This is a genomic window from Pseudomonas sp. 3HC3, assembly GCF_044904505.1.
Taxonomy (GTDB): Bacteria; Pseudomonadota; Gammaproteobacteria; order Pseudomonadales; family Pseudomonadaceae; genus Aquipseudomonas; species Aquipseudomonas putida_Y.
In genome coordinates, this window is record NZ_JADDRH010000008.1 from 159,197 (window position 1) to 178,900 (window position 19,704).

Sequence of the window (19,704 nt, forward strand, 5' to 3'; positions counted from 1 at the left end):
GGTAGACTGCGCGGCGTTATTACCTAAGAGGATTGTTTCATGGCCACAAACCGCTCCCGTCGTCTGCGCAAGAAGCTGTGTGTCGACGAGTTTCAGGAATTGGGCTTCGAGCTGAACCTGGAATTCAAGGAAGATCTGGATGACCAGGCAATCGATGCTTTCCTCGACGCGTTCCTGGAAGAAGCCATGGACGCCAACGGCCTGGATTATGTAGGCGGTGACGATTTCGGCCTGGTGTGCTCGGTCAAACGCGGCTCGGTCAGCGAAGAACAGCGCGCTGCTGTTGAAGCCTGGCTCAAAGGCCGTGGCGAACTGACCAAGATCGAAGTCAGCCCGCTGCTGGACGCCTGGTACCCGGAAAAGCCGATCAACAAGGCTGAGTGATACTTGTCAGCTTCGGGCTGAAAAGGTTGATTGCTGAAAAGGCCACCCCACTCGGGTGGCCTTTTTATTGGCGTTGCTTTTCCGTCGAACGTGACGCATCGCGGCTACGCTTGGGGCATAATGCGTACTGTTTACGTCGTGGGGCCATCATCTCTTCCAGCCCCAAAGCCCTTTTCCCTCGCCGCAGGGTATTCGCTCACTATGATCAAAACGCTTCGACCCCTCATTCTTGCCGGCCTGCTGTTGCCGCTTGCCTTGCCCAGCCACGCCGCCGTCAATACCACCCTGCCTGCCAAAGTGCAGCAGGCGCTCAAGGCCAACAAGCTGCAGGACACAGCGCTGTCGCTGGTGATGCTGCCGCTGGACGGCCCCGGCACCCCGACCGTGTTCAATGCCGATGTGTCGGTGAACCCGGCGTCGACCATGAAACTGGTCACCACCTATGCCGCCCTCGAACTGCTTGGCCCGACCTTCCAGTGGAAAACCGAGTTCTACACTGACGGCACCCTGAGCAACGGTGTGCTTAACGGTAACCTCTACCTTAAAGGTGGCGGTGACCCCAAACTGAACATGGAAAAGCTGTGGCTGCTGATGCGTGACCTGCGCGCTAATGGTGTGCGCACCGTCACCGGTGACCTGGTGCTGGACCGCAGCCACTTCGTGCAACCCAACCTGCCGCAGTTCAACGACGACGGCGGCGATGAAAACAAGCCGTTCCTGGTCAAACCCGACTCGCTGCTGGTCAACCTCAAGGCCCTGCGCTTCGTGGCCCGTAATGATGGTGGCAAGGTCACCGTCGCAGTCGAGCCGCCGATTGCCCGCATCCGCATCGACAACCAGGTCAAGCCGGTAGCCTCGAAGAAATGCACCGGAGAGGTACGCTACAACCCGGTGCCTCAGGCCGACGGCATCAGTGTAACGGTCAGCGGCCAACTGGGTGACGGCTGCAACTCGCAAACCTATCTGTCACTGCTCGACCACCCAACCTACGCCGCCGGTGCCGTGCGCGCGATCTGGAGCGAACTGGGCGGCAACATCCAGGGCGGCGACCGCATCGAGAATGTGCCCAAGAGTGCTCGCCTGCTGGCCCGCGCCTTCTCGCCCGACCTGGTGGAAGTGATCCGCGACATCAACAAGTACAGCAACAACACCATGGCCCGGCAGCTGTTCCTGAGCCTTGGCGCGCAGTTCCGCACCGATGCCGATGGCGACGACGCCCGTGCTGCCCAACGCGTGGTACGCCAATGGTTGGCGAAAAAGGGTATTACCGCGCCGCATCTGGTGATGGAAAACGGCTCTGGCCTGTCGCGTGCCGAACGGGTCAGTACCCGGGAAATGGCCGAGATGCTCAAAGCCGCCTGGAAGAGCCCTTACGCCGCCGAGTTCATGAGCTCGATGCCGCTGGTGGGCATGGACGGCACGATGCGCAAGCGTCTCAAGCGCACCGCGATGACCGGTGAAGGGCACATCAAGACCGGCACACTGAACACTGTACGGGCGATTGCCGGCTTCAGCCGCGACCGCAACGGCCATACCTGGGCGGTGGCGGCGATCCTCAACGACCCGAAACCGTGGGGTGCCTCGCAGGTGCTGGACCAGGTGCTGCTTGACCTGTATCGCCAGCCGAAGCTGGCTGGCAGCACAGCGGCCAACTGACTCCACCTGCCATCACCCGGGCCGGCTCCCGCGCTCGACGCAGGAGCGGCCTTGGGTCGTGCAAGGGCCGCAAAGCGGCCCCTACGCCGTCCGCGCGCGCGGTTTTATAGCGGCTCCCCCTCCACCCGGTCCCGCCCGGCCTGCTTGGCCGCATACACGCCGGCATCGGCGCGCAACAGCAAGGCATCGGCGCCCTCGCCCGACCGCCACTGCGCCACACCAAAGCTCGCGGTCACCTGGCCCACGCCTTCCACCGGCACATTGCGCACCCCTTGCCACAACTCCAGCGCCAGCAGCCGCGCCTGGTCAACATCGCTGCCCGGGCATAGCACCATGAACTCTTCCCCGCCCAAACGGCAAAACACATCGGTACGCCTTAAACGCTGACTGATGCGCTGGCACAGGCTGCGCAGCACCCGGTCGCCGACAGCATGCCCGAAGCGGTCGTTGATGCGCTTGAAGTGATCGATGTCGAGCATGATCACCGACAGTGCCAAACCATCGCGCTGGGCCCGCTCCAGTTCGATCTTGAGCCGCTCCTGGAAGTAGCGACGGTTATGGATACCGGTCAGGGAGTCGGTGACCGACAGCGCCCGCAACTCTTCTTCCACGCCCTTCAGGTCGGAGATATCCGTCAGGTAGCCATGCCACAGGGTGCAGCCCTGCTCGCCCACTTCCGGCGTCGCCTCGCCACGCACCCAGCGTAGTCCGGCCCGTGGCAGGCAGACACGATACTCCTCGCGCCAGGGTGACAGGTGTTCGGCCGAATAGCGCACCGAGCGGCGCACGCGCTCCAGGTCATCAGGGTGGATACGTTCGAACACCGCCGCGGCATCCTCACGCAACTGCATCAGGTCGACCTCATAAATGTCATACAGGCCCATGCTGGCGTATGGAAAGCACGAATGGCCATTGGCATCCAGGCGATATTGGTAGATACCGCCCGGCACCTCGGCACTGAGCTTTTCCAGCAACCGGTCACGCGCGGCCAACGCCTCATGCACCCGGCGCCGTTCGGTCACGTCAATGCAGATGGCCAGGTAGCCAACCCATAACCCCTGTTCGTCGAGCATGGCAGTCACCAGCATGTTGGCGACCAGCTGGCTGCCATCGGCTCTTAGCAAGGTCCACTCACCAGGCTCGGCCCCGTGCGCCTGCACCGTTTCAGCGAACATCGCCTGGCCGCCAGCAATGGCGCGGCCAAAGCGCAAGCTCAAGGCCTGGGCACGCAGGTTCAGCTCCTCCGGTAGCACCAGATCTTCAAGGCGCAACCGGCCGATCGCTTCGATGGCCGCGTAACCGAGCATGCGTTCGGCACCGGCGTTGAACGTGCTGACCACCCCTTTGAGGTTAGTGGCGATGATCGCCACCTGGGTCGCGGCATCCAGCACACTGCGCAGTTGGTTGTGGGTGCCACGCAACGACTGCTCGCTGACCTGCAGTTCGGCAGTACGCTGTGCAACCAGGGCCAGGGCGCGCTGACGCTGGCTTAACAGGCTGTAGAGCAGCACGCTGAGCAACAGGCTCAACAACCCGCCCAGCAAACCGACCGCCAGCACTGCCGAGGTGCGGTTCGCCTGCACGAACGCCTGGCTCGGTTGAATGCTCAGCTGGAAATGGTGATCGGCCAGGCGCAACACCGGGTTGCTGGCCAGCGCCAAGGGCGCGACCGGATTTTGCGAATCGAACATCACGACAGGGCCTTGTAACCCAGACGGGTCCGTGATGCGCACGACAAGGTTGTCATCAGCCGCTACCGGCCGACCATCGCTGACCAGCTCGCGCATGCTCAGCAAGGCCATCACATAGCCCGCTGCCGCACCGCGGGGGTCGGCATCGGAGAATACCGGCGCCACCATCAGCAGGCCGGGCTCTGCCGAGAGGGTATCGAACAGGGCCAATGGCTCGGACACCGCCATGCTGCCAGGTCCCAGCGCGCGCGCCAAAGCCGCCTGAGGCTCGCTTCGGCCAGCGAGGTCCAGGCCGTAGGGCAACCCGGGCAGTTTGCCCGATTGGGTATAGAGTACCGGGAAGTAATGGTCGCGCTGCGACGCCGGGCGCCACTGACCTTGCGCGTCCTGGTCACGGATCACATAGCCTGGGCCGGTGTGGGCACTGGCCATGCGCTCGAATTCGGCGCGTTGCGCAGCCTCGACGCGCGGCGCCCAGGCATAGGCCAGGGTGCGCTGCAGCAGTGGCCGGGCATAGCCGTCGAACTCGCGCGGGGTGATTTCGTTGGAAAAGCTGAAAAACCGCCGAAGCCCGTCCAGGCGCTGCTGCTGCTCGTCAAAGCGCTCGGCAATACGGCTGAAGCGCTCGCTGGCCAGCAGCTCGAAGCGCTGGCGCAGCTGCTGCTTGTAGAAGGAATGCGCGGCAAATGCCAAGGCAGCGGTCAACAAGCCGCCGGCCACCAGTGCGATCAGCGCCATCGCCCAGGCAGACACCCTCTCTGTGCACAAGCCAAGCAACCGCGCACGCACGCCACACTTTGACATACACCCATCTCGTCACGTCAGCGTCCTGCGGATTATCTTGCCCTGCCCTCAGTTATAGCTATTGGCCATTAGCCGCGCAATGTACCTCGTCGCCTCACCGAAGCTGCATACGCCAGGCGCGATGGATACGGTTATTACGGGCGAAGTCCGGGTCCAGGGTCTGAGCGCTGATTTCTTCTACCACGTACCGCGCCATCAGGTGCTCGTCCAACTGGAACTTGCGGAAGTTGTTGGAGAAATACAGCACGCCACCCGGTGCCAGACGGGCCATGGCCAGGTCCAGCAGTTGCACATGATCACGCTGCACGTCGAATACGCCTTCCATGCGCTTGGAGTTGGAGAAGGTTGGCGGGTCGATGAAGATCAGGTCGTAGCTGTCACGGTTGCCTTCCAGCCAGGCCATTACATCGCCCTGTTCCAGGCGATTGCGCTCGGAATAGCCATTGAGCGCCAGGTTACGCCGCGCCCAGTCCAGATAGGTCTTCGACAAGTCGACGCTGGTGGTGCTGCGCGCACCGCCCTTGGCCGCGTGCACGGTGGCCGTGGCGGTGTAGCAGAACAGGTTGAGGAAGCGCTTGCCGGCGGCCTCGCGCTGGATGCGCATACGCATCGGGCGGTGGTCAAGGAACAGGCCGGTATCCAGGTAGTCGGTGAGGTTGACCAGCAGCTTGACGCCACCTTCGTTCACCTCCTGGAAGCGGCCCTCAGTGGCCTGACGTTCGTACTGGCGCGTGCCGCTCTGCCGCTCGCGACGCTTGAGCACTACGCGCTGCGGCGAAATGCCCAGTGCCTGCGGGATGGCCGCCAGTGCATCGAGCAGGCGCGCCTGAGCCTTGTCCGGGTCGACCGAACGTGGCGCGGCGTATTCCTGCACGTGTACCCAGTCCTGGTACAGGTCGACCGCCAGGGCATATTCGGGCATGTCGGCATCGTACAGGCGGTAGCAGTCGATCTGCTCGCGACGGGCCCACTTGCCCAGTTGCTTGAGGTTCTTTTGCAGGCGGTTGGCGAACATCTGCGCGCCTTCCGACAGCCGCGCTGGCTCGCTGGCCTGCGGCGCCTGCTGACGGGTTTCGCTGCCTTCAGGCTGCGCTTCGCGGCGTTCACCCGTGACGAACTGGTCAGGCTGCACCTTGAACAGCAGCAGCTTGCATGGCAGTGCGCCGTTCCAGAACGCGTACTGCTTGTGGCTGCGAATGCCCATGCGCTTACCCAGTTGCGGCGCGCCGGTGAATACCGCTGCTTCCCAGCCCATGCAGGCCTGGCGCAGGCGCTCGCCCAGATTCTGGTAGAGGTACAGCAGGCTGGCTTCGTCACCCAGACGCTCACCGTAGGGCGGGTTGCTGATGACCAGACCTTTCTGGTTCTGGTCCGGACGTGGCTCGAAGGTGCTGACTTCGCCCTGGTAGATCTTCACCCAGTCGCCCAGGCCGGCACGCTCGACGTTGTTGCGACCCGGCTGGATCAGCCGCGGGTCAGCCTCGTAGCCACGGATCCACAACGGTGGCTTGGCCAGGCCGGCCTGCGCGCGCGCCTGCGCTTCGTCATGTACCTTGCGCCACAGCGCCGGCACATGGCCGAGCCAGGCACTGAAGCCCCAGCGTTCGCGCTTGAGGTTAGGGGCGATATCGGCGGCGATCATGGCTGCCTCGACCAGGAAGGTACCCACACCGCACATCGGGTCGGCCAGCGCACCACCTTCGGCAGCAATACGCGGCCAGCCAGCACGGATCAGCACCGCTGCCGCCAGGTTTTCCTTCAGTGGCGCGGCGCCTTGCTGCAGGCGGTAGCCACGCTGGTGCAGGCTGTGCCCGGACAGGTCGAGGGACAGAATGGCCTCGCCGCGGTCCAGGCGCAGGTGCACACGCACGTCAGGGTCGATCTTTTCCACGGACGGGCGCAGGCCTTCACGGTTACGCAGCTTGTCGACGATGGCATCCTTGACCTTCAGCGCACCGAAGTGGGTATTGTCGATGCCGGAGCCATGGCCGCTGAACTCCACAGCCAGGGTGCCGTCGGCTGCCAGGTGGTCGGCCCAGTCAACCGCGTGCACACCGTCGTAAAGGTCGTCGGCGTTCTTCATCGAGAAGCGCTTGAGCACCAGCAATACGCGGTTGGCCAGCCGCGACCAGACACACAGGCGGTAGGCAGTTTCCATGTCGGCGGCGCCGCGAATGGCCGAGGTGTGCTCGCGCACCTCGTCAAGGCCGAGGCTTTTGGCCTCTTCGGCGAGCAGGCTTTCAAGGCCTTTGGGACAGGTGAGGTAAAGTTCGAAACGGTCCGACATGAGTATTCCAGCGCCTTAGGCTATTTGACTGACGGGGCGACGCATCGCCCCGCGATGTTTGCCCGTACACCTTTCCAGCAGGCGTGCGGGTGGCCCTCTGCGCACACAAAGTGCAGCAGAAAAGCCGGGCCGCCTGACCGATCCGTGCCTGGCCCAGTGGCAAAGACAGCTTAGATCATCAGGCAGTACGAGAAATTCTGGCGATCTGCGGGCCGATGTGACCCTTCGTCGCATTTCAAATTATTTCTGTCATCCGCAAACAACGCTGGCGAAATGACGTCAAAGAACGGCAAAACCCGATCATTACGGGGCTAAACACCAAACAAGGTTGAGTCGCATTTATTTACTTATCCCCTGACCCTTGGAAAGGTTACGTGCTTATGACAAAACGGTCATTCACACCGTGACTCGCATTCGATAGAACTGGTCTCAGGCCACTTCGCAACGAGGCGGCACTTTCAGCTCGCCACGCCGGCAGCGAGCGCAAACCGGCAGAACGACTCTGCCCGGCCTCGGAGAGGCCGACGGGACATTACAGTCAACAAGTGAGGGCAACACCCTATGAGAAGACTTAAGCGTGATCCGTTGGAAAGAGCATATTCACGTGGTTACCAATACGGGGTCACCGGCAAATCCCGCGAACTTTGCCCCTTCAATCTTCCTTCTGTTCGCCAAGCCTGGATCAACGGCTGGCGTGAAGGTCGCGGTGATAACTGGGACGGAATGACTGGCACCGCTGGCATCCATAGACTCAACGAAAATCACGCCGTTGGCTGAACGAGGACACTGAATTCGATTTACCATGCACGCCCCATCCGGGCGGCGGGCGAAGGCCCAGGGGCCCCTTGAAGGGGCCCTTTTTTATGCCTTGGCAAACCTCATCAGCTGTATCCACGCCCCCTCGAATGGGCCTGTCAGGTCAGCGCGGCATTGCCGCGATAGCATCCACCGCTTCGCGAATCAGCGCCGGCCCCTTGTAAATAAAGCCCGAGTAAATCTGCACCAGGCTCGCCCCGGCCGCGATCTTTTCAGCAGCATGGCGGCCTTCGGTAATGCCACCGGCGGCGATGATCGGCAACTTGCCGCCCAGCTCACCTGCCAGCACCTTGACGATATGGGTGCTCTTTTCCAGCACCGGCGCGCCCGACAGGCCGCCCGCCTCGCCACCGTATGGCAATGCTTCGACACCTTCACGGCCCAGCGTGGTGTTGGTGGCGATCACCGCATCCATGCCCGACTCCATCAGCGCAGCGGCCACCAGCGCGGTTTCTTCGTCGCTCATGTCCGGCGCAATCTTGATTGCCAACGGCACGCGCTTGCCATGCGTGCCGGCCAGTTGCTCGCGGCGCTCGGCCAGGGCGTCGAGCAACTGCTTGAGCGAGTCCCCGAACTGCAGGCTGCGCAGGCCCGGGGTATTTGGCGAGCTGACATTGACCGTGATGTAGCTGGCGGCGGTGTAGACCTTGTCCAGGCAGATCAGGTAGTCATCGACGGCACGCTCGACCGGTGTATCGAAGTTCTTGCCGATGTTGATGCCCAGCACCCCCTTGTAGCGCGAAGCGCGTACACGCTCGAGCAGGTGATCAACGCCCAGGTTGTTGAAGCCCATGCGGTTGATGATGGCCGTGGCTTCCGGCAGACGGAACAACCGCGGCTTGGGGTTACCTGGCTGCGGACGCGGAGTGACAGTGCCGATTTCGACAAAACCGAAGCCCAGCTGGGCGAAGCCGTCGATGGCCGCGCCGTTCTTGTCCAGCCCAGCAGCCAGGCCCACCGGGTTGGCGAAGTTCAAGCCCATGACCGAAACCGGCAATGACGCCGGTTGCTTGCACAGCATGCCGTTGAGGCCCATACGGCCACCGGCGCCGATCAGGTCCAGGGACAGGTCGTGGGAAGTTTCCGGGGAAAGCTTGAACAGCAGCTGGCGGGCCAGGGTATACATGGGCGGGCAAGGCTCAGGGTGAGTGAGGGGGCGATTATAGCCAGCGAGGGGCTGACAGGACAGCAAATCGTGGAGCGCTTGGCACATCGGTTGCACCCGTTCAGCCCACAGCCTTATCAGTAAGGGCGAGGACTCTTGTGAACACTGTACCCCGAGCAACGCCCCTGGCCTGGGTCAACGGCAGCGATGCGCCGGAAAAAACCAGCCTGAACATCGGCTACATGGCCCTGACCGACTGCGCTTCGGTAGTGGTCGCCGCCACCCAGGGCTTCGCCCAGCAGCACGGCCTTACCCTCAACCTCAAGCGCCAGGGCTCGTGGGCCGGGCTGCGCGACAAGCTGGTCAGCGGCGAACTGGACGCCGCGCATTGCCTGTATGGCCTGGTCTACGCCGTGCACCTGGGCATTGGCGGCGTACCTGCCAGCGACATGGCCGTGCTCATGGGGCTGAACCAGAACGCCCAGGCTATCAACCTGTCCCCTGCCCTGCAGCGCAAGGGCGTGACCAACCCTGAGGCACTGGCGCGCCTGGTGCACCAGCATGGCGCACGCCTGACGTTCGCCCAGACCTTCCCCACAGGCACCCACGCCATGTGGCTGTATTACTGGCTGGCCAGCCAGGGCATCCACCCGCTGCGCGACGTCGAAAGCGTCGTGGTGCCACCGGCGCAAATGGCTGCACACCTCCAGGCCGGGCGCATTGACGGCTTCTGCGTTGGTGAGCCCTGGGCCGCCGACGCCGTGGCCAAAGGCCAAGGCTTCACCCTGGCCACCAGCCAGTCGATCTGGCCGGATCATCCGGAAAAGGTCCTGGCCTGCGCGCGCGTCTTTGCCGAGCAATACCCCAACAGCGCCCGTGCACTGATCAAGGCGATCCTCACCGCCAGCCGGTTCATCGAGCAAAGCCCGGAAAACCGCCGCAGCACCGCGCAACTGCTGAGCGCAAGCGCCTATCTGGACACCCCGCTGGACAGCATAGCCCCCCGCCTGCTCGGCCACTATGAGGATGGCCTGGGCAACGAATGGCAAGACCCACACGCCCTGCGCCTGTTCGACCAGGGCCGGGCCAACCTGCCCTACCTGTCCGACGGCATGTGGTTCATGACCCAGTTCCGCCGCTGGGGCCTGCTGCGCGAGGACCCCGACTACCTCGGCGTGGCCCGGCAGGTCCAGCAACTGCAGTTGTACAGCGAGGCCGCACAGAGCCTGGACATCACTTGCCCGGACCAACCGATGCGCAGCAGCCTGCTGATCGATGGCTCCCGCTGGGACGGCAGCGACCCCTTCGGCTATGCCCGCAGTTTCAGCTTGCATGCCTTGGGCGACCTGCCCGATGCCCGTGTCGGCGCGTGAGGGGGGGACGAACATGTTGCGCATCCTGCTGATCGACGATACCCAGAGCAAGCTTGGTCGTCTCAGGGCGGCGTTGAGTGAGGCCGGCTTCGAGGTCATCGAAGCCCCGGACCTGACCATCGACCTGCCCGCCTGCGTCGAAACGGTGCGCCCGGACGTGGTGCTGATCGATACCGACTCACCAGACCGCGATGTGATGGAACAGGTGGTGCTGGTCAGCCGTGACCAGCCCAGGCCCATCGTGTTGTTCACCGACGAGCACGACCCCGGGATGATGCGCCAGGCGATTCAGGCAGGGGTCAGCGCCTATATCGTCGAGGGCATCCACGCTGCGCGGCTGCAGCCGATCCTGGACGTGGCCATGGCCCGCTTCGAAAGCGACCAGGCACTCAAGGCGCAGCTGCTTGCGCGCGACCAGCAATTGGCCGAACGCAAGCGCATCGAGCAGGCCAAGGGTTTGCTGATGAAGATGAAGGATTGCAACGAAGAGCAGGCCTATACCCTGATGCGTCGCCAGGCCATGAGCCGGCAGCAGAAGCTGATCCAGGTGGCCGAACAGATCATTGCCATGCATGAGATGCTCGGCTGACGCGCTGAAAATCTCTTGCCAGCCGCGCCAGAAGTTGGCCCATCTCTTGCTCAACAAATCGTACCGGTAGCCAACGGCGGTTACCCCACTTGAATCCCGACAAAGACGTCGCTCGCCCCTCCACCTCGTGGAGCGGGTGGCGACGTCTTTTTCGTTCCGTTGTACTACCGAGTGAGGTGTTCGATGAGTACCAGCTTCTGGAAATCCGGGCATGTGCCCACGCTGTTCGCCGCGTTTCTGTACTTCGACCTCAGCTTCATGGTCTGGTACCTGCTGGGCCCGCTGGCGGTGCAGATTGCTGCCGACCTGCAACTGAGCGCACAACAACGGGGCCTGATGGTCGCCACGCCGATCCTGGCCGGGGCGCTCCTGCGGTTTGCCATGGGCGTTCTGGTCGACCGCCTGTCGCCCAAGACTGCCGGCCTGATCGCCCAGGTGGTGGTTATCGTCGCCCTGGCTGCGGCCTGGCACCTTGGCGTGCACAGCTATGAACAGGCACTGCTGCTAGGCGTGTTCCTGGGCTTTGCCGGTGCTTCCTTCGCCGTCTCGCTGCCGCTGGCCTCGCAGTGGTACCCGCCACAGCACCAGGGCAAGGCCATGGGCATCGCCGGCGCGGGCAACTCCGGCACGGTGTTCGCTGCCTTGCTGGCACCGGCACTGGCAGCGGCCTTTGGCTGGAACAATGTATTCGGCTTTGCCTTGATCCCGCTGTCACTGGCGCTGGTGGTGTTCGCCCTGCTGGCGCGCAATGCCCCACAACGGCCCAAGCCGAAAGCCATGGCCGACTACCTCAAGGCACTGGGCGACCGTGACAGCTGGTGGTTCATGTTCTTCTACAGCGTCACCTTCGGCGGCTTCATCGGCCTGGCCAGCGCCCTACCCGGCTACTTCAGCGACCAATACGGCCTGAGCCCGGTCACCGCCGGCTACTACACCGCCGCTTGCGTGTTCGCCGGCAGCCTGATGCGCCCGCTCGGCGGCGCCCTGGCTGACCGTTTTGGCGGCATCCGCACCCTGCTGGGCATGTACGGCGTGGCCGCCATCTGCATTGCCGCAGTCGGTTTCAACCTGCCCTCTGCCGCGGCCGCACTGGCGCTGTTCGTCAGCGCCATGCTCGGCCTGGGGGCGGGCAATGGCGCGGTATTCCAACTGGTACCGCAACGTTTCCGCCAAGAGATCGGGGTAATGACCGGCCTGATCGGCATGGCCGGTGGCATCGGCGGCTTCCTGTTGGCAGCCGGGCTGGGCACCATCAAGCAGCACACCGGTGAATACCAGATGGGGTTGTGGCTGTTCGCCAGCCTGGGCCTGCTGGCCTGGTTCGGCCTGCACGGTGTGAAACAGCGCTGGCGCACCACCTGGGGCTCGACTGCAGTCACTGCAGCGCGGGTCTGAGGCACGCCGATGAGCCTGCAACTGAGCTTTGCCCAGGCCAGCGCCACCGGGCCACGCGCGGAAAACCAGGACGCCCTGCGCCTGGTCACGCCGGCACCAGAGCTGGCCGCCAGCAAAGGCTACCTGTTCGCCCTGGCCGACGGCGTCAGCCAATGTGCCGACGGCGGCCTGGCGGCGCGGGCCAGCCTGCAGGCACTGGCCCTGGATTACTACGCCACCCCGGCCACTTGGAGCGTGGCCCAGGCCCTCGACCGCCTGCTACTGGCGCAAAACCGCTGGTTGCGCGCCCAAGGCAGCGGCCAGCCGTTGCTGACCACGCTTAGCGCGCTGGTGTTGCGCGGCAGGCGCTTTACCCTGGCCCATGTCGGCGACTGCCGGGTGTACCGGTGGCACGAGGGGACGCTGCAATGCCTGAGCGAAGACCATGTATGGGACCAACCGGGCATGCAGCATGTACTGAAACGGGCACTGGGCCTGGACCAGCACCTGCTGGTGGATTACCTGGAGGGCGAGCTGCAAGCGGGCGAGTGCTTCCTGCTGCTCAGCGACGGGGTCTGGGCCAGCCTGGGCGAACAACACATCCAGGCCGTGCTGCGCGAGCAAACCGACCTGCAACTGGCCACCGACACCTTGGTGGCCAGCGCCCACTTCAACGGTAGCAAGGACAACGCCAGCGCCTTGCTGGTGCAAGTCGAACAACTGGGCACGGCCAACCTGGGCGATACCCTGGCGCAACTGCAACAATGGCCAGTGCCCGGCCCGCTGCGCGAGGGCCAGGTGATCGACGGCTGGCAGGTCGAAACACTGCATGCGCACAGCCGCCAGTCCTTGCTGTACAAAGTGCGCGACAGCCAGAACCAGCCTTGGCTGCTCAAGACCCTGCCCACTGCACGCGAACAGGAACCGGGGGCGGCGCAAGGGCTGTTGCTGGAAGAGTGGTTTCTGCGCCGCATCGCCGGCCGGCACTTTCCCGAGCTACACACCGCCAGTCAGCGCCAGCACCTGTACTACGTGATGCGCGAATATCCCGGCCAAAACCTGGCGGCGTTGCTGGCCGAACAAGGCCCGCTGCCCCTGCCGCAATGGCTGGAAGTCGCCCGGCAACTGCTGCAGGCAGTCGGCGTGCTGCATCGACGCAACTTGCTGCACCGTGATATCAAGCCAGACAACCTGCACCTGGGCTGCGATGGGCAGCTGCGCCTGCTGGACTTCGGCCTGGCCTATTGCCCGGGCCTGTCCGAAGACCCGCTGCACGAGCTGCCCGGCACGCCCTCGTACATCGCCCCGGAAGCATTCGACGGCCACTCACCCAGCCCGCGTCAGGACTTGTATGCAGTGGGCGTGACCCTGTACCACCTGCTGACCGGACATTACCCGTACGGCGAGGTCGAGGCCTTCCAGCGCCCGCGCTTCGGCCAGCCGGTCAACGCCGCGCGCTACCGACCCGACCTGCCGGAATGGCTCCAGCACAACCTGCTGCAGGCCGTGGCGAGCGACCCGGCGCAGCGCTTCGAAACCGCCGAACACTGGTTGCTGCTGCTCGAGCGCGGTGACCGCCAGGAACTGCCCAGCCGACCACGGCCGCTGCTGGAGCGCGAACCACTGAAGGTGTGGCGTACCCTGGCCCTACTGTCGTTACTTATCAATCTGATACTGCTGTTCACCCTGCTCAAGGGCTGACCGCACCTTGCCGATGAGGAAACCCTGATGAATGCAAAAGTATGGCTGGTCGGTGCCGGCCCTGGTGATCCAGAACTGCTCACCCTCAAGGCAGTGCGTGCGTTGCAGCAAGCCGCTGTGGTCATGGTCGACGACCTCGTCAACCCGGCAGTACTCGAGCATTGCCCGCAGGCCCGGGTAATGACCGTGGGCAAGCGCGGCGGCTGCCGCTCTACACCGCAAGCGTTCATTCAGCGCCTGATGCTGCGCCACGCGCGACAGGGCCGTTGCGTAGTGCGGCTCAAGGGCGGCGACCCTTGCATCTTTGGTCGTGGCGGTGAAGAGGCGTTGTGGTTGCAGGGGCATGGCATCGAGGTGGAGGTGATCAATGGCATCACCGCCGGCCTGGCCGGGGCCACGCAGTGCGGAATTCCCCTGACTTCACGGGGCGTGAGCCGAGGGGTGACGCTGGTGACGGCGCACACTCAAGATGATAGCGAGCTGAACTGGGCGGCCTTGGCTCAGGGCGGAACAACGCTGGTGGTATACATGGGGGTGGCGCGGCTGGAGCAGGTGCGCCAGGGATTGCTGGCGGGGGGCATGGCGCCGGGGATGCCGGTGGCGATGATCGAAAATGCCTCGTTGCCGCAACAGCGGGAGTGCAGAAGCGATGTGCAGGGAATGGTGGAAGCTGCGCGCGGGTTTGGCTTGCGTAGCCCGGCGATCTTGGTGATTGGGGAGGTGGTCGGAGAGCAACTGGCTCCGGGGCGCATCGCAATCGCAGGCTGACCTGGGGGCAGCCCTTGAGGTCGGTTAAAACCCAGGCAAAGAAAAACCCGGCCGAGGCCGGGTTTTTCATGAAGCTTCAAACCAATTACTTGGCCTGGGCTTCTACCTGAGCTTCAACGCGACGGTTGATAGCACGGCCTTCTTCGGTGGCGTTGTCAGCAACCGGACGGGTTTCGCCGTAGCCAACCGAGTCAACACGGCTGGATTCTACGCCGTACTGCTGGGTCAGAACTTGCTTGACGGCGTTGGCACGACGCTCGGACAGCTTCTGGTTGTAAGCGTCTGGACCCACGGAGTCAGTGTGACCTTCAACCACGGTGGTGGTTTGTGGGTACTGCTTCATGAAGTCAGCCAGGTTTTTGATGTCGCCGTAGCTGTTAGGCTTGACGACCGACTTGTCGAAGTCGAACTTGACGTCCAGCTCAACGCGAACGACTTCGGCAACAGCCGGGCAGCCGTCGGCGTCAACGGTAACGTTGGCCGGGGTGTCTGGGCACTTGTCGACGTTGTCGCACACGCCGTCGTTGTCGGAGTCGGAGCAGACTTCAGCAACTGGAGCAGGAGCAGCTTCAGCTTGCTTCGGGCTACCGCCGAAGTTCAGGCCAACACCAACGCTCGGGGCCCACTCGGTGTCGCCCTGGTCGATGTTGTACTGAGCTTCTACGCCGGCACGGGCGTAGAACATGTCGGTGATGTACCACTTGGCACCAGCGCCAACGTTGGCGAAGGTGGAGTGGTCACGACCGCCACGGCCGGTCTGGCCCAGCGACTGGTGCGAGAAACCAGCGGAAACGTACGGACGGATGGCGTCGTACGGGTTGTTGAAGTGGTAAACGGCGTCCAGGGCAGTGTTCGAGCCCTTGATGTTCTTGCCGTCTTCGCCACGAGCGTTGTGTACTTCGTCGTAGCCCAGACGCAGCTCAACGTCGTCGGTCAGGAAGTAACCGATCGAGCCGCCGAACAGGTTGCCGTCGTTCTTGAAGTCGCGCTGGCTGTCGAAGAATTCTTTCTTGTAGAAGATTTCAGTTTCGACGGCGCCTTGACCTTGTGCCATAGCGCCAATCGAAGTGGCGGCTACAAGCGAACCAATGGCCAAGCCCAAGGTGTTTTTCAATTTCATCCGTTAAATCCCCATCTGGTGATAGTTAAGCAGTCCCACCACAAACAAGAGGGACAACTCGACGGCGAGTCTAGCAGAACTCACCGGTTCGTTAGAGATATTTGCACGCCACTAAGTTTCATCAAGGCCGGCAAATTTCTCCCGAAGCTTGTCTAGCGCACGCTTGTATCGCATTTTCGTGGCGCTCAGGCCCATGTGCATGATGTCGGCAATTTCCTGAAACTCCAGCTCTGCGACAAAACGAAGCACCAGAATTTCCCGGTCAATCGGGTTCACATGCACAAGCCACTTGTCCAGCCCGCCTTTTTCTTCCGGTTTCGGAGCCTTGTCTTCGGACGCCTCTTCAACAGGGTCCAGACTCAAGGCATCCATCAACCGACGTTTGCGGCGCTCCTTGCGGTACTGGGTAATGCACTCGTTGTAGGTGATGCTGTAGAGCCAGGTCTTGAACTTCGACTTACCCTCGAAGTTTTTCAGCCCGTACAGCACTTTCAGCATCACTTCCTGACAGACATCGTCCGCGTCACGGTCGTTCCCCAGATAACGCGCACAGACGTTGAACAGGGTCCGCTGGTAGCGCCGCATGAGCTCCTCATAGGCGCGGGTAACGTGGTACAGCTCCTCATGCGAACGCGCCACCAACTCTTCATCTGTGAGCTCGCGGGGGTCATAGCGCATGGGCGGCGAATGAACTTTATTCAAAACGGATCTGGCCGACAGTCAGGTCAATGTCGCCGCGCGACCCCGTAGGTCGAATTTCGCGGCGGCATACATTAACAGCTTTTGTGCGGTTAGCGGCTATTGACGCGCTGTTCAAGCAGCTCGCGATTGGACAGCGACACCAGTTCGCCATCATCGGTCAGCAGCGTCGTCTTCACCGTACCGATTTCCTCGATATGCCCTTCGACCTCTCCAATCCGCACCTGCTGGCCCACTTGGTACAGCTCGCGCACGTATATGCCGGCCAGGATCTGCCCGGCGATTTCGCGACTGCCAAGGCCCATGGCCAAGGCAACGGCCAGACCAACGGTAATCAGCCCGATAACGATGACGTGGTTCAGCAGGTCGGTTTTCACTTCCAGCTGGCTGATGGCCACCGAGATGCTGATGATGATCACAAGGCCTTGGGTGATACGCCCCAGGCCCGCCGAGTATTCCAGGCCGATACCTTCGGCAGCGCCACGTACCAGGCCGTTAGCCACCTGCGCCAGCAGCACGCCGGCCAGCAGCACCAGGGCCGCGCCGAACACCTTGGGCAAGTACAGGGCAAGCATGTCGAGGGTTGCCGAAACCCGCTCCAGGCCCAGCGATTCCGCGGCCGAGACCAGGAAGATGAGCAGCACGAACCAGTAGACGATCTTGCCGATCAGGGTCGAGATCGGCACCTGGATACCGCCCCGGCCAAGCATTTTGGTGAGGCCGGTGCCGGCCATCAGGCGGTCCAGGCCAAATTTGGCCAACAGTTTGGACAGCAGCGTGTCGAGCAGCTTGGCCACCACGAAACCGAGCAGCACCACGACCAGCGCGCCGAACAGGTTGGGGATGAAGTTCGCTACCTTGGTCCAAAGGGCAGTCATCGCGGTGACCAGGCTCTGGGTCCAGAGATCGAGTTCCATATTCAATCGGCCTTATCTGCTTTGCTGCCGGTGGCAGCGTTGCGGGAAGAGTGTCGACGCACCGGCGCAACGTGCGCCGAGCCATTGTTCACGGCAATCAGCAGCGCCTGGCACCAGCGGCCAAGCAAGCTGAACAGATCACCCGCGCCAACCTGGCGGTTGGCGGTTTTCAGCACGCGACCCAGGCAAGCGGCATCATCCCGGTCGTCCCGGTCATTGCCGGAGGGTGACGCCTTGAGCAGGTCGCGCAGGGATTCTTCAAACGGATCGTGCATGGGCACCTCGCGCAGTGTCAGCAAGAGACGAGATGGCCGGGCAACGGGTCACACATCCCGTGGGGACGAATGTTTCCAATTGCACAGCTATACCCACCGCAACCGCCGGAACAGCCACCACTGCCCCACGGCCAACCCCAGCACGACGATGCAGGCGAACAGGAAGCCCAAAGGGTTTTCCGCCCCGGGGATGCCGCCGACATTGATGCCCAGCAGCCCGGTGACAAAGCTCATGGGCAGGAAGATGCAGGTGATGATGCCAAAGCGGTACATGGTGCGGTTCATCCGCTCGCTACGCCGCCGGTCCTCGCTTTCCAGCACCAGTGCAGCGCGTTCGCGGGCCAGCTCCAGCTCTTCGAGGTAGCGGATCAGGCTGTTGTTGAGTTCATTCCAGTAATCGGCGTCGGCATTGGCGAACCAGCCCCATTTGCTGCGCGACAACTGCGCGTAGATTTCCCGTTGCGGGGCGAGAAAGCGGCGCAAGCCAGCGGCGCGACGGCGGATCTGCTGCAGGCTGCCCTGTTCCGGGGTATACCGTTCGTCGGATTCAACCTTTTCTTCCTCGAGGTCGACCAGCTCGGCCAGGTCGCTGACCAGGCCCTGAACCTTTTCGGTCAGCAGCTCGCCCATCAACAGCAACAGCTCTGAGGCCGATTTCGGTCCCCTGCCCTGTTCCAGCAGTTGGAGAATTTCATCGCTGGCGCGCAAAGGCCTCAGGCGCAACGAGATAACCCGCTGCGCCTCGGCGAAAATGCGTACCGAAACCATGTCTTCGGGCTCGGCACCCGGGTTGAGGTTGACCCCCCGCAGGAACAGCAACAGCTGTTCGTCCGCCAAGGGCAGCAGGCGCGGCCGGGTGTTTTCTTCCAGCAGCAGTTCGCAGGCAAACTCGCTCAGGCCGCTGTCGTGCAACAGCCAGGTACGGGTTTGCGGGTGGCTGCGGTCCCAGTGCAGCCACAGGCTTTGCTCCGGTTGCAGCTGCAGGTCATCCAGTTCGGTACGGGCAATCGAGCGCGCGCCGCCTTTGCCATCGAGCACCAGGGCATGCACCAGCCCCCACTGCGCGTTGTCTTCCTCCAACATCAAAGCTCCATCAGCGCGTGCAGCGCATTACTCCGGCATTTTCAGCGGGCTCGGCGAAACCAGCACGCCATTGTTGTCGGCATATACATACTCGCCCGGGCGGAAGGTTACCCCGGCGAAGGTTACCGCCACGTTGAGATCGCCGATACCGCGTTTGTCAGTCTTCATCGGGTGACTGGCCAGGGCCTGCACGCCAACGTCGGTCTGGATCAGCACGTCGACATCACGCACACAGCCGTAGATCACCAAGCCTTCCCAACCGTTTTTTGCGGCTTTTTCGGCGAGCATGTCGCCAAGTAGCGCACGGCGCAGCGACCCCCCGCCATCGACCACCAGTACTTTGCCCTTGCCGTCGAGTTCAACCTGCTCCTTGACCAGCGAATTGTCCTCGAAACACTTGATGGTGACGATCTGGCCACCGAACGAGTCGCGGCCACCAAAATTGCTGAACATTGGCTCCAGCACTTGTACCAGGTCCGGGTAGGCGTCACACAGGTCGGGCGTTACGTAATGCTGCATGGGAAGCTCCTGTCAGTCACAACGAAAGCGGGTATCGGCCAAGGCTACACCTTGGAGGCTGTCGCAGTCATCCAGGACCAGCCAGTCATTTGTATTCAGCCTGTACCGGCCCTTTCGCGGGTGAACCCGCTCCTACAGCGGGCTGTGTCCAACCTCCGGTGTGTGTCCACCACCGTGGAGCGGGTTTACCCGCGAATACGGTGGCGGCGGTAATGGTGAACGAAGGGTGGAGATTGGCCAGCAGGCCCGGCCCTTTCGCGGGTGAACCCGCTCCTACGACGGGCTGTGTCCAACCTCCGGTGTGTGTCCACCACCTTGGAGCGGGTTTACCCGCGAATACGGTGGCGGTGGCAATGGTGATCGGTGGGTGGAGATTGGCAAGCAGGCCCAACCCTTTCGCGGGTGAACACGCCCTGACGACGGGCTGTGTCCAACCTCCGGTGTGTGTCCACCACCTTGGAGCGGGTTTACCCGCGAATACGGTGGCGGTGGCAATGGTGATCGGTGGGTGGAGATTGGCAAGCAGGCCCAACCCTTTCGCGG

The 19,704-nt window shown here is 62.9% G+C and carries 17 protein-coding genes; 8 read left to right on the plus strand and 9 right to left on the minus strand.

From position 1 onward, the window contains the following. Nucleotides 1-39: 39 nt before the first annotated feature. Entirely contained in the window at nt 40-384 is a 345-nt protein-coding gene (locus INQ47_RS14200; RefSeq protein WP_021785458.1) for a YggL family protein, read from the plus strand. 201 nt (nt 385-585) lie between these two features. Continuing rightward, nucleotides 586-2,040, plus strand: a complete 1,455-nt coding sequence (gene dacB, locus INQ47_RS14205; RefSeq protein WP_404701945.1) for a D-alanyl-D-alanine carboxypeptidase/D-alanyl-D-alanine-endopeptidase — start codon at nt 586-588, stop codon at nt 2,038-2,040. Nucleotides 2,041-2,144: 104 nt separating this feature from the next. Here the strand turns inward: dacB and INQ47_RS14210 are convergent, their stop codons facing one another. Both INQ47_RS14210 and rlmKL read right to left on the minus strand, forming a co-directional pair. Further along, entirely contained in the window at nt 2,145-4,535 is a 2,391-nt protein-coding gene (locus tag INQ47_RS14210; protein WP_252459831.1) for a GGDEF domain-containing protein, read from the minus strand. A gap of 94 nt (nt 4,536-4,629) precedes the next feature. After that, nucleotides 4,630-6,822: a bifunctional 23S rRNA (guanine(2069)-N(7))-methyltransferase RlmK/23S rRNA (guanine(2445)-N(2))-methyltransferase RlmL gene (gene rlmKL, locus INQ47_RS14215; RefSeq protein WP_404701946.1), complete on the minus strand. Its 2,193-nt coding sequence runs from the start codon at nt 6,820-6,822 to the stop codon at nt 4,630-4,632. 561 nt (nt 6,823-7,383) lie between these two features. Here rlmKL and rmf point away from each other — a divergent pair. Continuing rightward, nucleotides 7,384-7,599 carry a ribosome modulation factor gene (gene rmf, locus INQ47_RS14220; protein WP_003248687.1) on the plus strand — a complete coding sequence of 72 codons (216 nt, stop codon included), beginning with the start codon at nt 7,384-7,386 and terminating at the stop codon, nt 7,597-7,599. A gap of 142 nt (nt 7,600-7,741) precedes the next feature. Here the strand turns inward: rmf and INQ47_RS14225 are convergent, their stop codons facing one another. Next, nucleotides 7,742-8,764: a quinone-dependent dihydroorotate dehydrogenase gene (locus INQ47_RS14225; protein WP_021785461.1), complete on the minus strand. Its 1,023-nt coding sequence runs from the start codon at nt 8,762-8,764 to the stop codon at nt 7,742-7,744. A 137-nt stretch (nt 8,765-8,901) separates the two neighbouring features. Here INQ47_RS14225 and INQ47_RS14230 point away from each other — a divergent pair, with 137 nt between their 5' ends. The 5 genes from INQ47_RS14230 (at nt 8,902) to cobA (ending at nt 14,548) form a co-directional block, all read left to right on the plus strand. Beyond that, nucleotides 8,902-10,116, plus strand: a complete 1,215-nt coding sequence (locus INQ47_RS14230) for a CmpA/NrtA family ABC transporter substrate-binding protein (protein WP_404701947.1) — start codon at nt 8,902-8,904, stop codon at nt 10,114-10,116. Between the two features lie 13 nt (nt 10,117-10,129). Then, entirely contained in the window at nt 10,130-10,705 is a 576-nt protein-coding gene (locus INQ47_RS14235; protein ID WP_176684431.1) for an ANTAR domain-containing response regulator, read from the plus strand. Nucleotides 10,706-10,888: 183 nt separating this feature from the next. Beyond that, a complete protein-coding gene (locus INQ47_RS14240) occupies nt 10,889-12,100 on the plus strand; it encodes a nitrate/nitrite transporter (RefSeq protein WP_404701948.1) in 1,212 nt (403 codons plus the stop codon). Between the two features lie 9 nt (nt 12,101-12,109). Next, a complete protein-coding gene (locus INQ47_RS14245; protein ID WP_404701949.1) occupies nt 12,110-13,780 on the plus strand; it encodes a protein kinase in 1,671 nt (556 codons plus the stop codon). 27 nt (nt 13,781-13,807) lie between these two features. After that, nucleotides 13,808-14,548, plus strand: coding sequence for a uroporphyrinogen-III C-methyltransferase (cobA, locus tag INQ47_RS14250; protein WP_176684434.1), 741 nt, complete (start codon nt 13,808-13,810; stop codon nt 14,546-14,548). A gap of 85 nt (nt 14,549-14,633) precedes the next feature. On the opposite strand, the gene INQ47_RS14255 is transcribed toward cobA, so the two are convergent. The 6 genes from INQ47_RS14255 to rraA form a co-directional block, all read right to left on the minus strand. After that, the gene (locus INQ47_RS14255; protein WP_003248667.1) at nt 14,634-15,668 is read right to left on the minus strand and encodes an OmpA family protein; all 1,035 of its coding nucleotides are present in this window, start codon (nt 15,666-15,668) and stop codon (nt 14,634-14,636) included. Between the two features lie 111 nt (nt 15,669-15,779). Then, the gene (gene sigX / locus INQ47_RS14260; RefSeq protein WP_003248665.1) at nt 15,780-16,346 is read right to left on the minus strand and encodes an RNA polymerase sigma factor SigX; all 567 of its coding nucleotides are present in this window, start codon (nt 16,344-16,346) and stop codon (nt 15,780-15,782) included. Nucleotides 16,347-16,459: 113 nt separating this feature from the next. Further along, nucleotides 16,460-17,284, minus strand: coding sequence for a mechanosensitive ion channel family protein (locus INQ47_RS14265; protein WP_003248659.1), 825 nt, complete (start codon nt 17,282-17,284; stop codon nt 16,460-16,462). Nucleotides 17,285-17,286: 2 nt separating this feature from the next. Then, nucleotides 17,287-17,559 (minus strand): hypothetical protein, encoded by a 273-nt coding sequence (locus INQ47_RS14270; protein ID WP_012271268.1) that lies wholly within the window; start codon nt 17,557-17,559, stop codon nt 17,287-17,289. A gap of 87 nt (nt 17,560-17,646) precedes the next feature. After that, the gene (locus INQ47_RS14275) at nt 17,647-18,642 is read right to left on the minus strand and encodes a zinc transporter ZntB (RefSeq protein WP_252459836.1); all 996 of its coding nucleotides are present in this window, start codon (nt 18,640-18,642) and stop codon (nt 17,647-17,649) included. 27 nt (nt 18,643-18,669) lie between these two features. Further along, nucleotides 18,670-19,161, minus strand: coding sequence for a ribonuclease E activity regulator RraA (gene rraA / locus INQ47_RS14280; RefSeq protein ID WP_021785500.1), 492 nt, complete (start codon nt 19,159-19,161; stop codon nt 18,670-18,672). Nucleotides 19,162-19,704 lie beyond the last annotated feature (543 nt).

Excerpts from the sequence above, each read along its gene's own strand:
- INQ47_RS14270 (WP_012271268.1), bottom strand. The coding sequence starts at position 17,559 with ATGCACGATCCGTTTGAAGAATCCCTGCGCGACCTGCTCAAGGCGTCA.
- sigX (WP_003248665.1), bottom strand. The coding sequence starts at position 16,346 with ATGCGCTATGACCCCCGCGAGCTCACAGATGAAGAGTTGGTGGCGCGT.
- INQ47_RS14200 (WP_021785458.1), top strand. The coding sequence starts at position 40 with ATGGCCACAAACCGCTCCCGTCGTCTGCGCAAGAAGCTGTGTGTCGAC.
- INQ47_RS14225 (WP_021785461.1), bottom strand. The coding sequence starts at position 8,764 with ATGTATACCCTGGCCCGCCAGCTGCTGTTCAAGCTTTCCCCGGAAACT.
- rraA (WP_021785500.1), bottom strand. The coding sequence starts at position 19,161 with ATGCAGCATTACGTAACGCCCGACCTGTGTGACGCCTACCCGGACCTG.
- INQ47_RS14210 (WP_252459831.1), bottom strand. The coding sequence starts at position 4,535 with ATGTCAAAGTGTGGCGTGCGTGCGCGGTTGCTTGGCTTGTGCACAGAG.
- cobA (WP_176684434.1), top strand. The coding sequence starts at position 13,808 with ATGAATGCAAAAGTATGGCTGGTCGGTGCCGGCCCTGGTGATCCAGAA.
- INQ47_RS14275 (WP_252459836.1), bottom strand. The coding sequence starts at position 18,642 with ATGTTGGAGGAAGACAACGCGCAGTGGGGGCTGGTGCATGCCCTGGTG.
- rmf (WP_003248687.1), top strand. The coding sequence starts at position 7,384 with ATGAGAAGACTTAAGCGTGATCCGTTGGAAAGAGCATATTCACGTGGT.
- INQ47_RS14240 (WP_404701948.1), top strand. The coding sequence starts at position 10,889 with ATGAGTACCAGCTTCTGGAAATCCGGGCATGTGCCCACGCTGTTCGCC.
- dacB (WP_404701945.1), top strand. The coding sequence starts at position 586 with ATGATCAAAACGCTTCGACCCCTCATTCTTGCCGGCCTGCTGTTGCCG.
- INQ47_RS14235 (WP_176684431.1), top strand. The coding sequence starts at position 10,130 with ATGTTGCGCATCCTGCTGATCGACGATACCCAGAGCAAGCTTGGTCGT.
- INQ47_RS14265 (WP_003248659.1), bottom strand. The coding sequence starts at position 17,284 with ATGGAACTCGATCTCTGGACCCAGAGCCTGGTCACCGCGATGACTGCC.
- INQ47_RS14245 (WP_404701949.1), top strand. The coding sequence starts at position 12,110 with ATGAGCCTGCAACTGAGCTTTGCCCAGGCCAGCGCCACCGGGCCACGC.
- rlmKL (WP_404701946.1), bottom strand. The coding sequence starts at position 6,822 with ATGTCGGACCGTTTCGAACTTTACCTCACCTGTCCCAAAGGCCTTGAA.
- INQ47_RS14255 (WP_003248667.1), bottom strand. The coding sequence starts at position 15,668 with ATGAAATTGAAAAACACCTTGGGCTTGGCCATTGGTTCGCTTGTAGCC.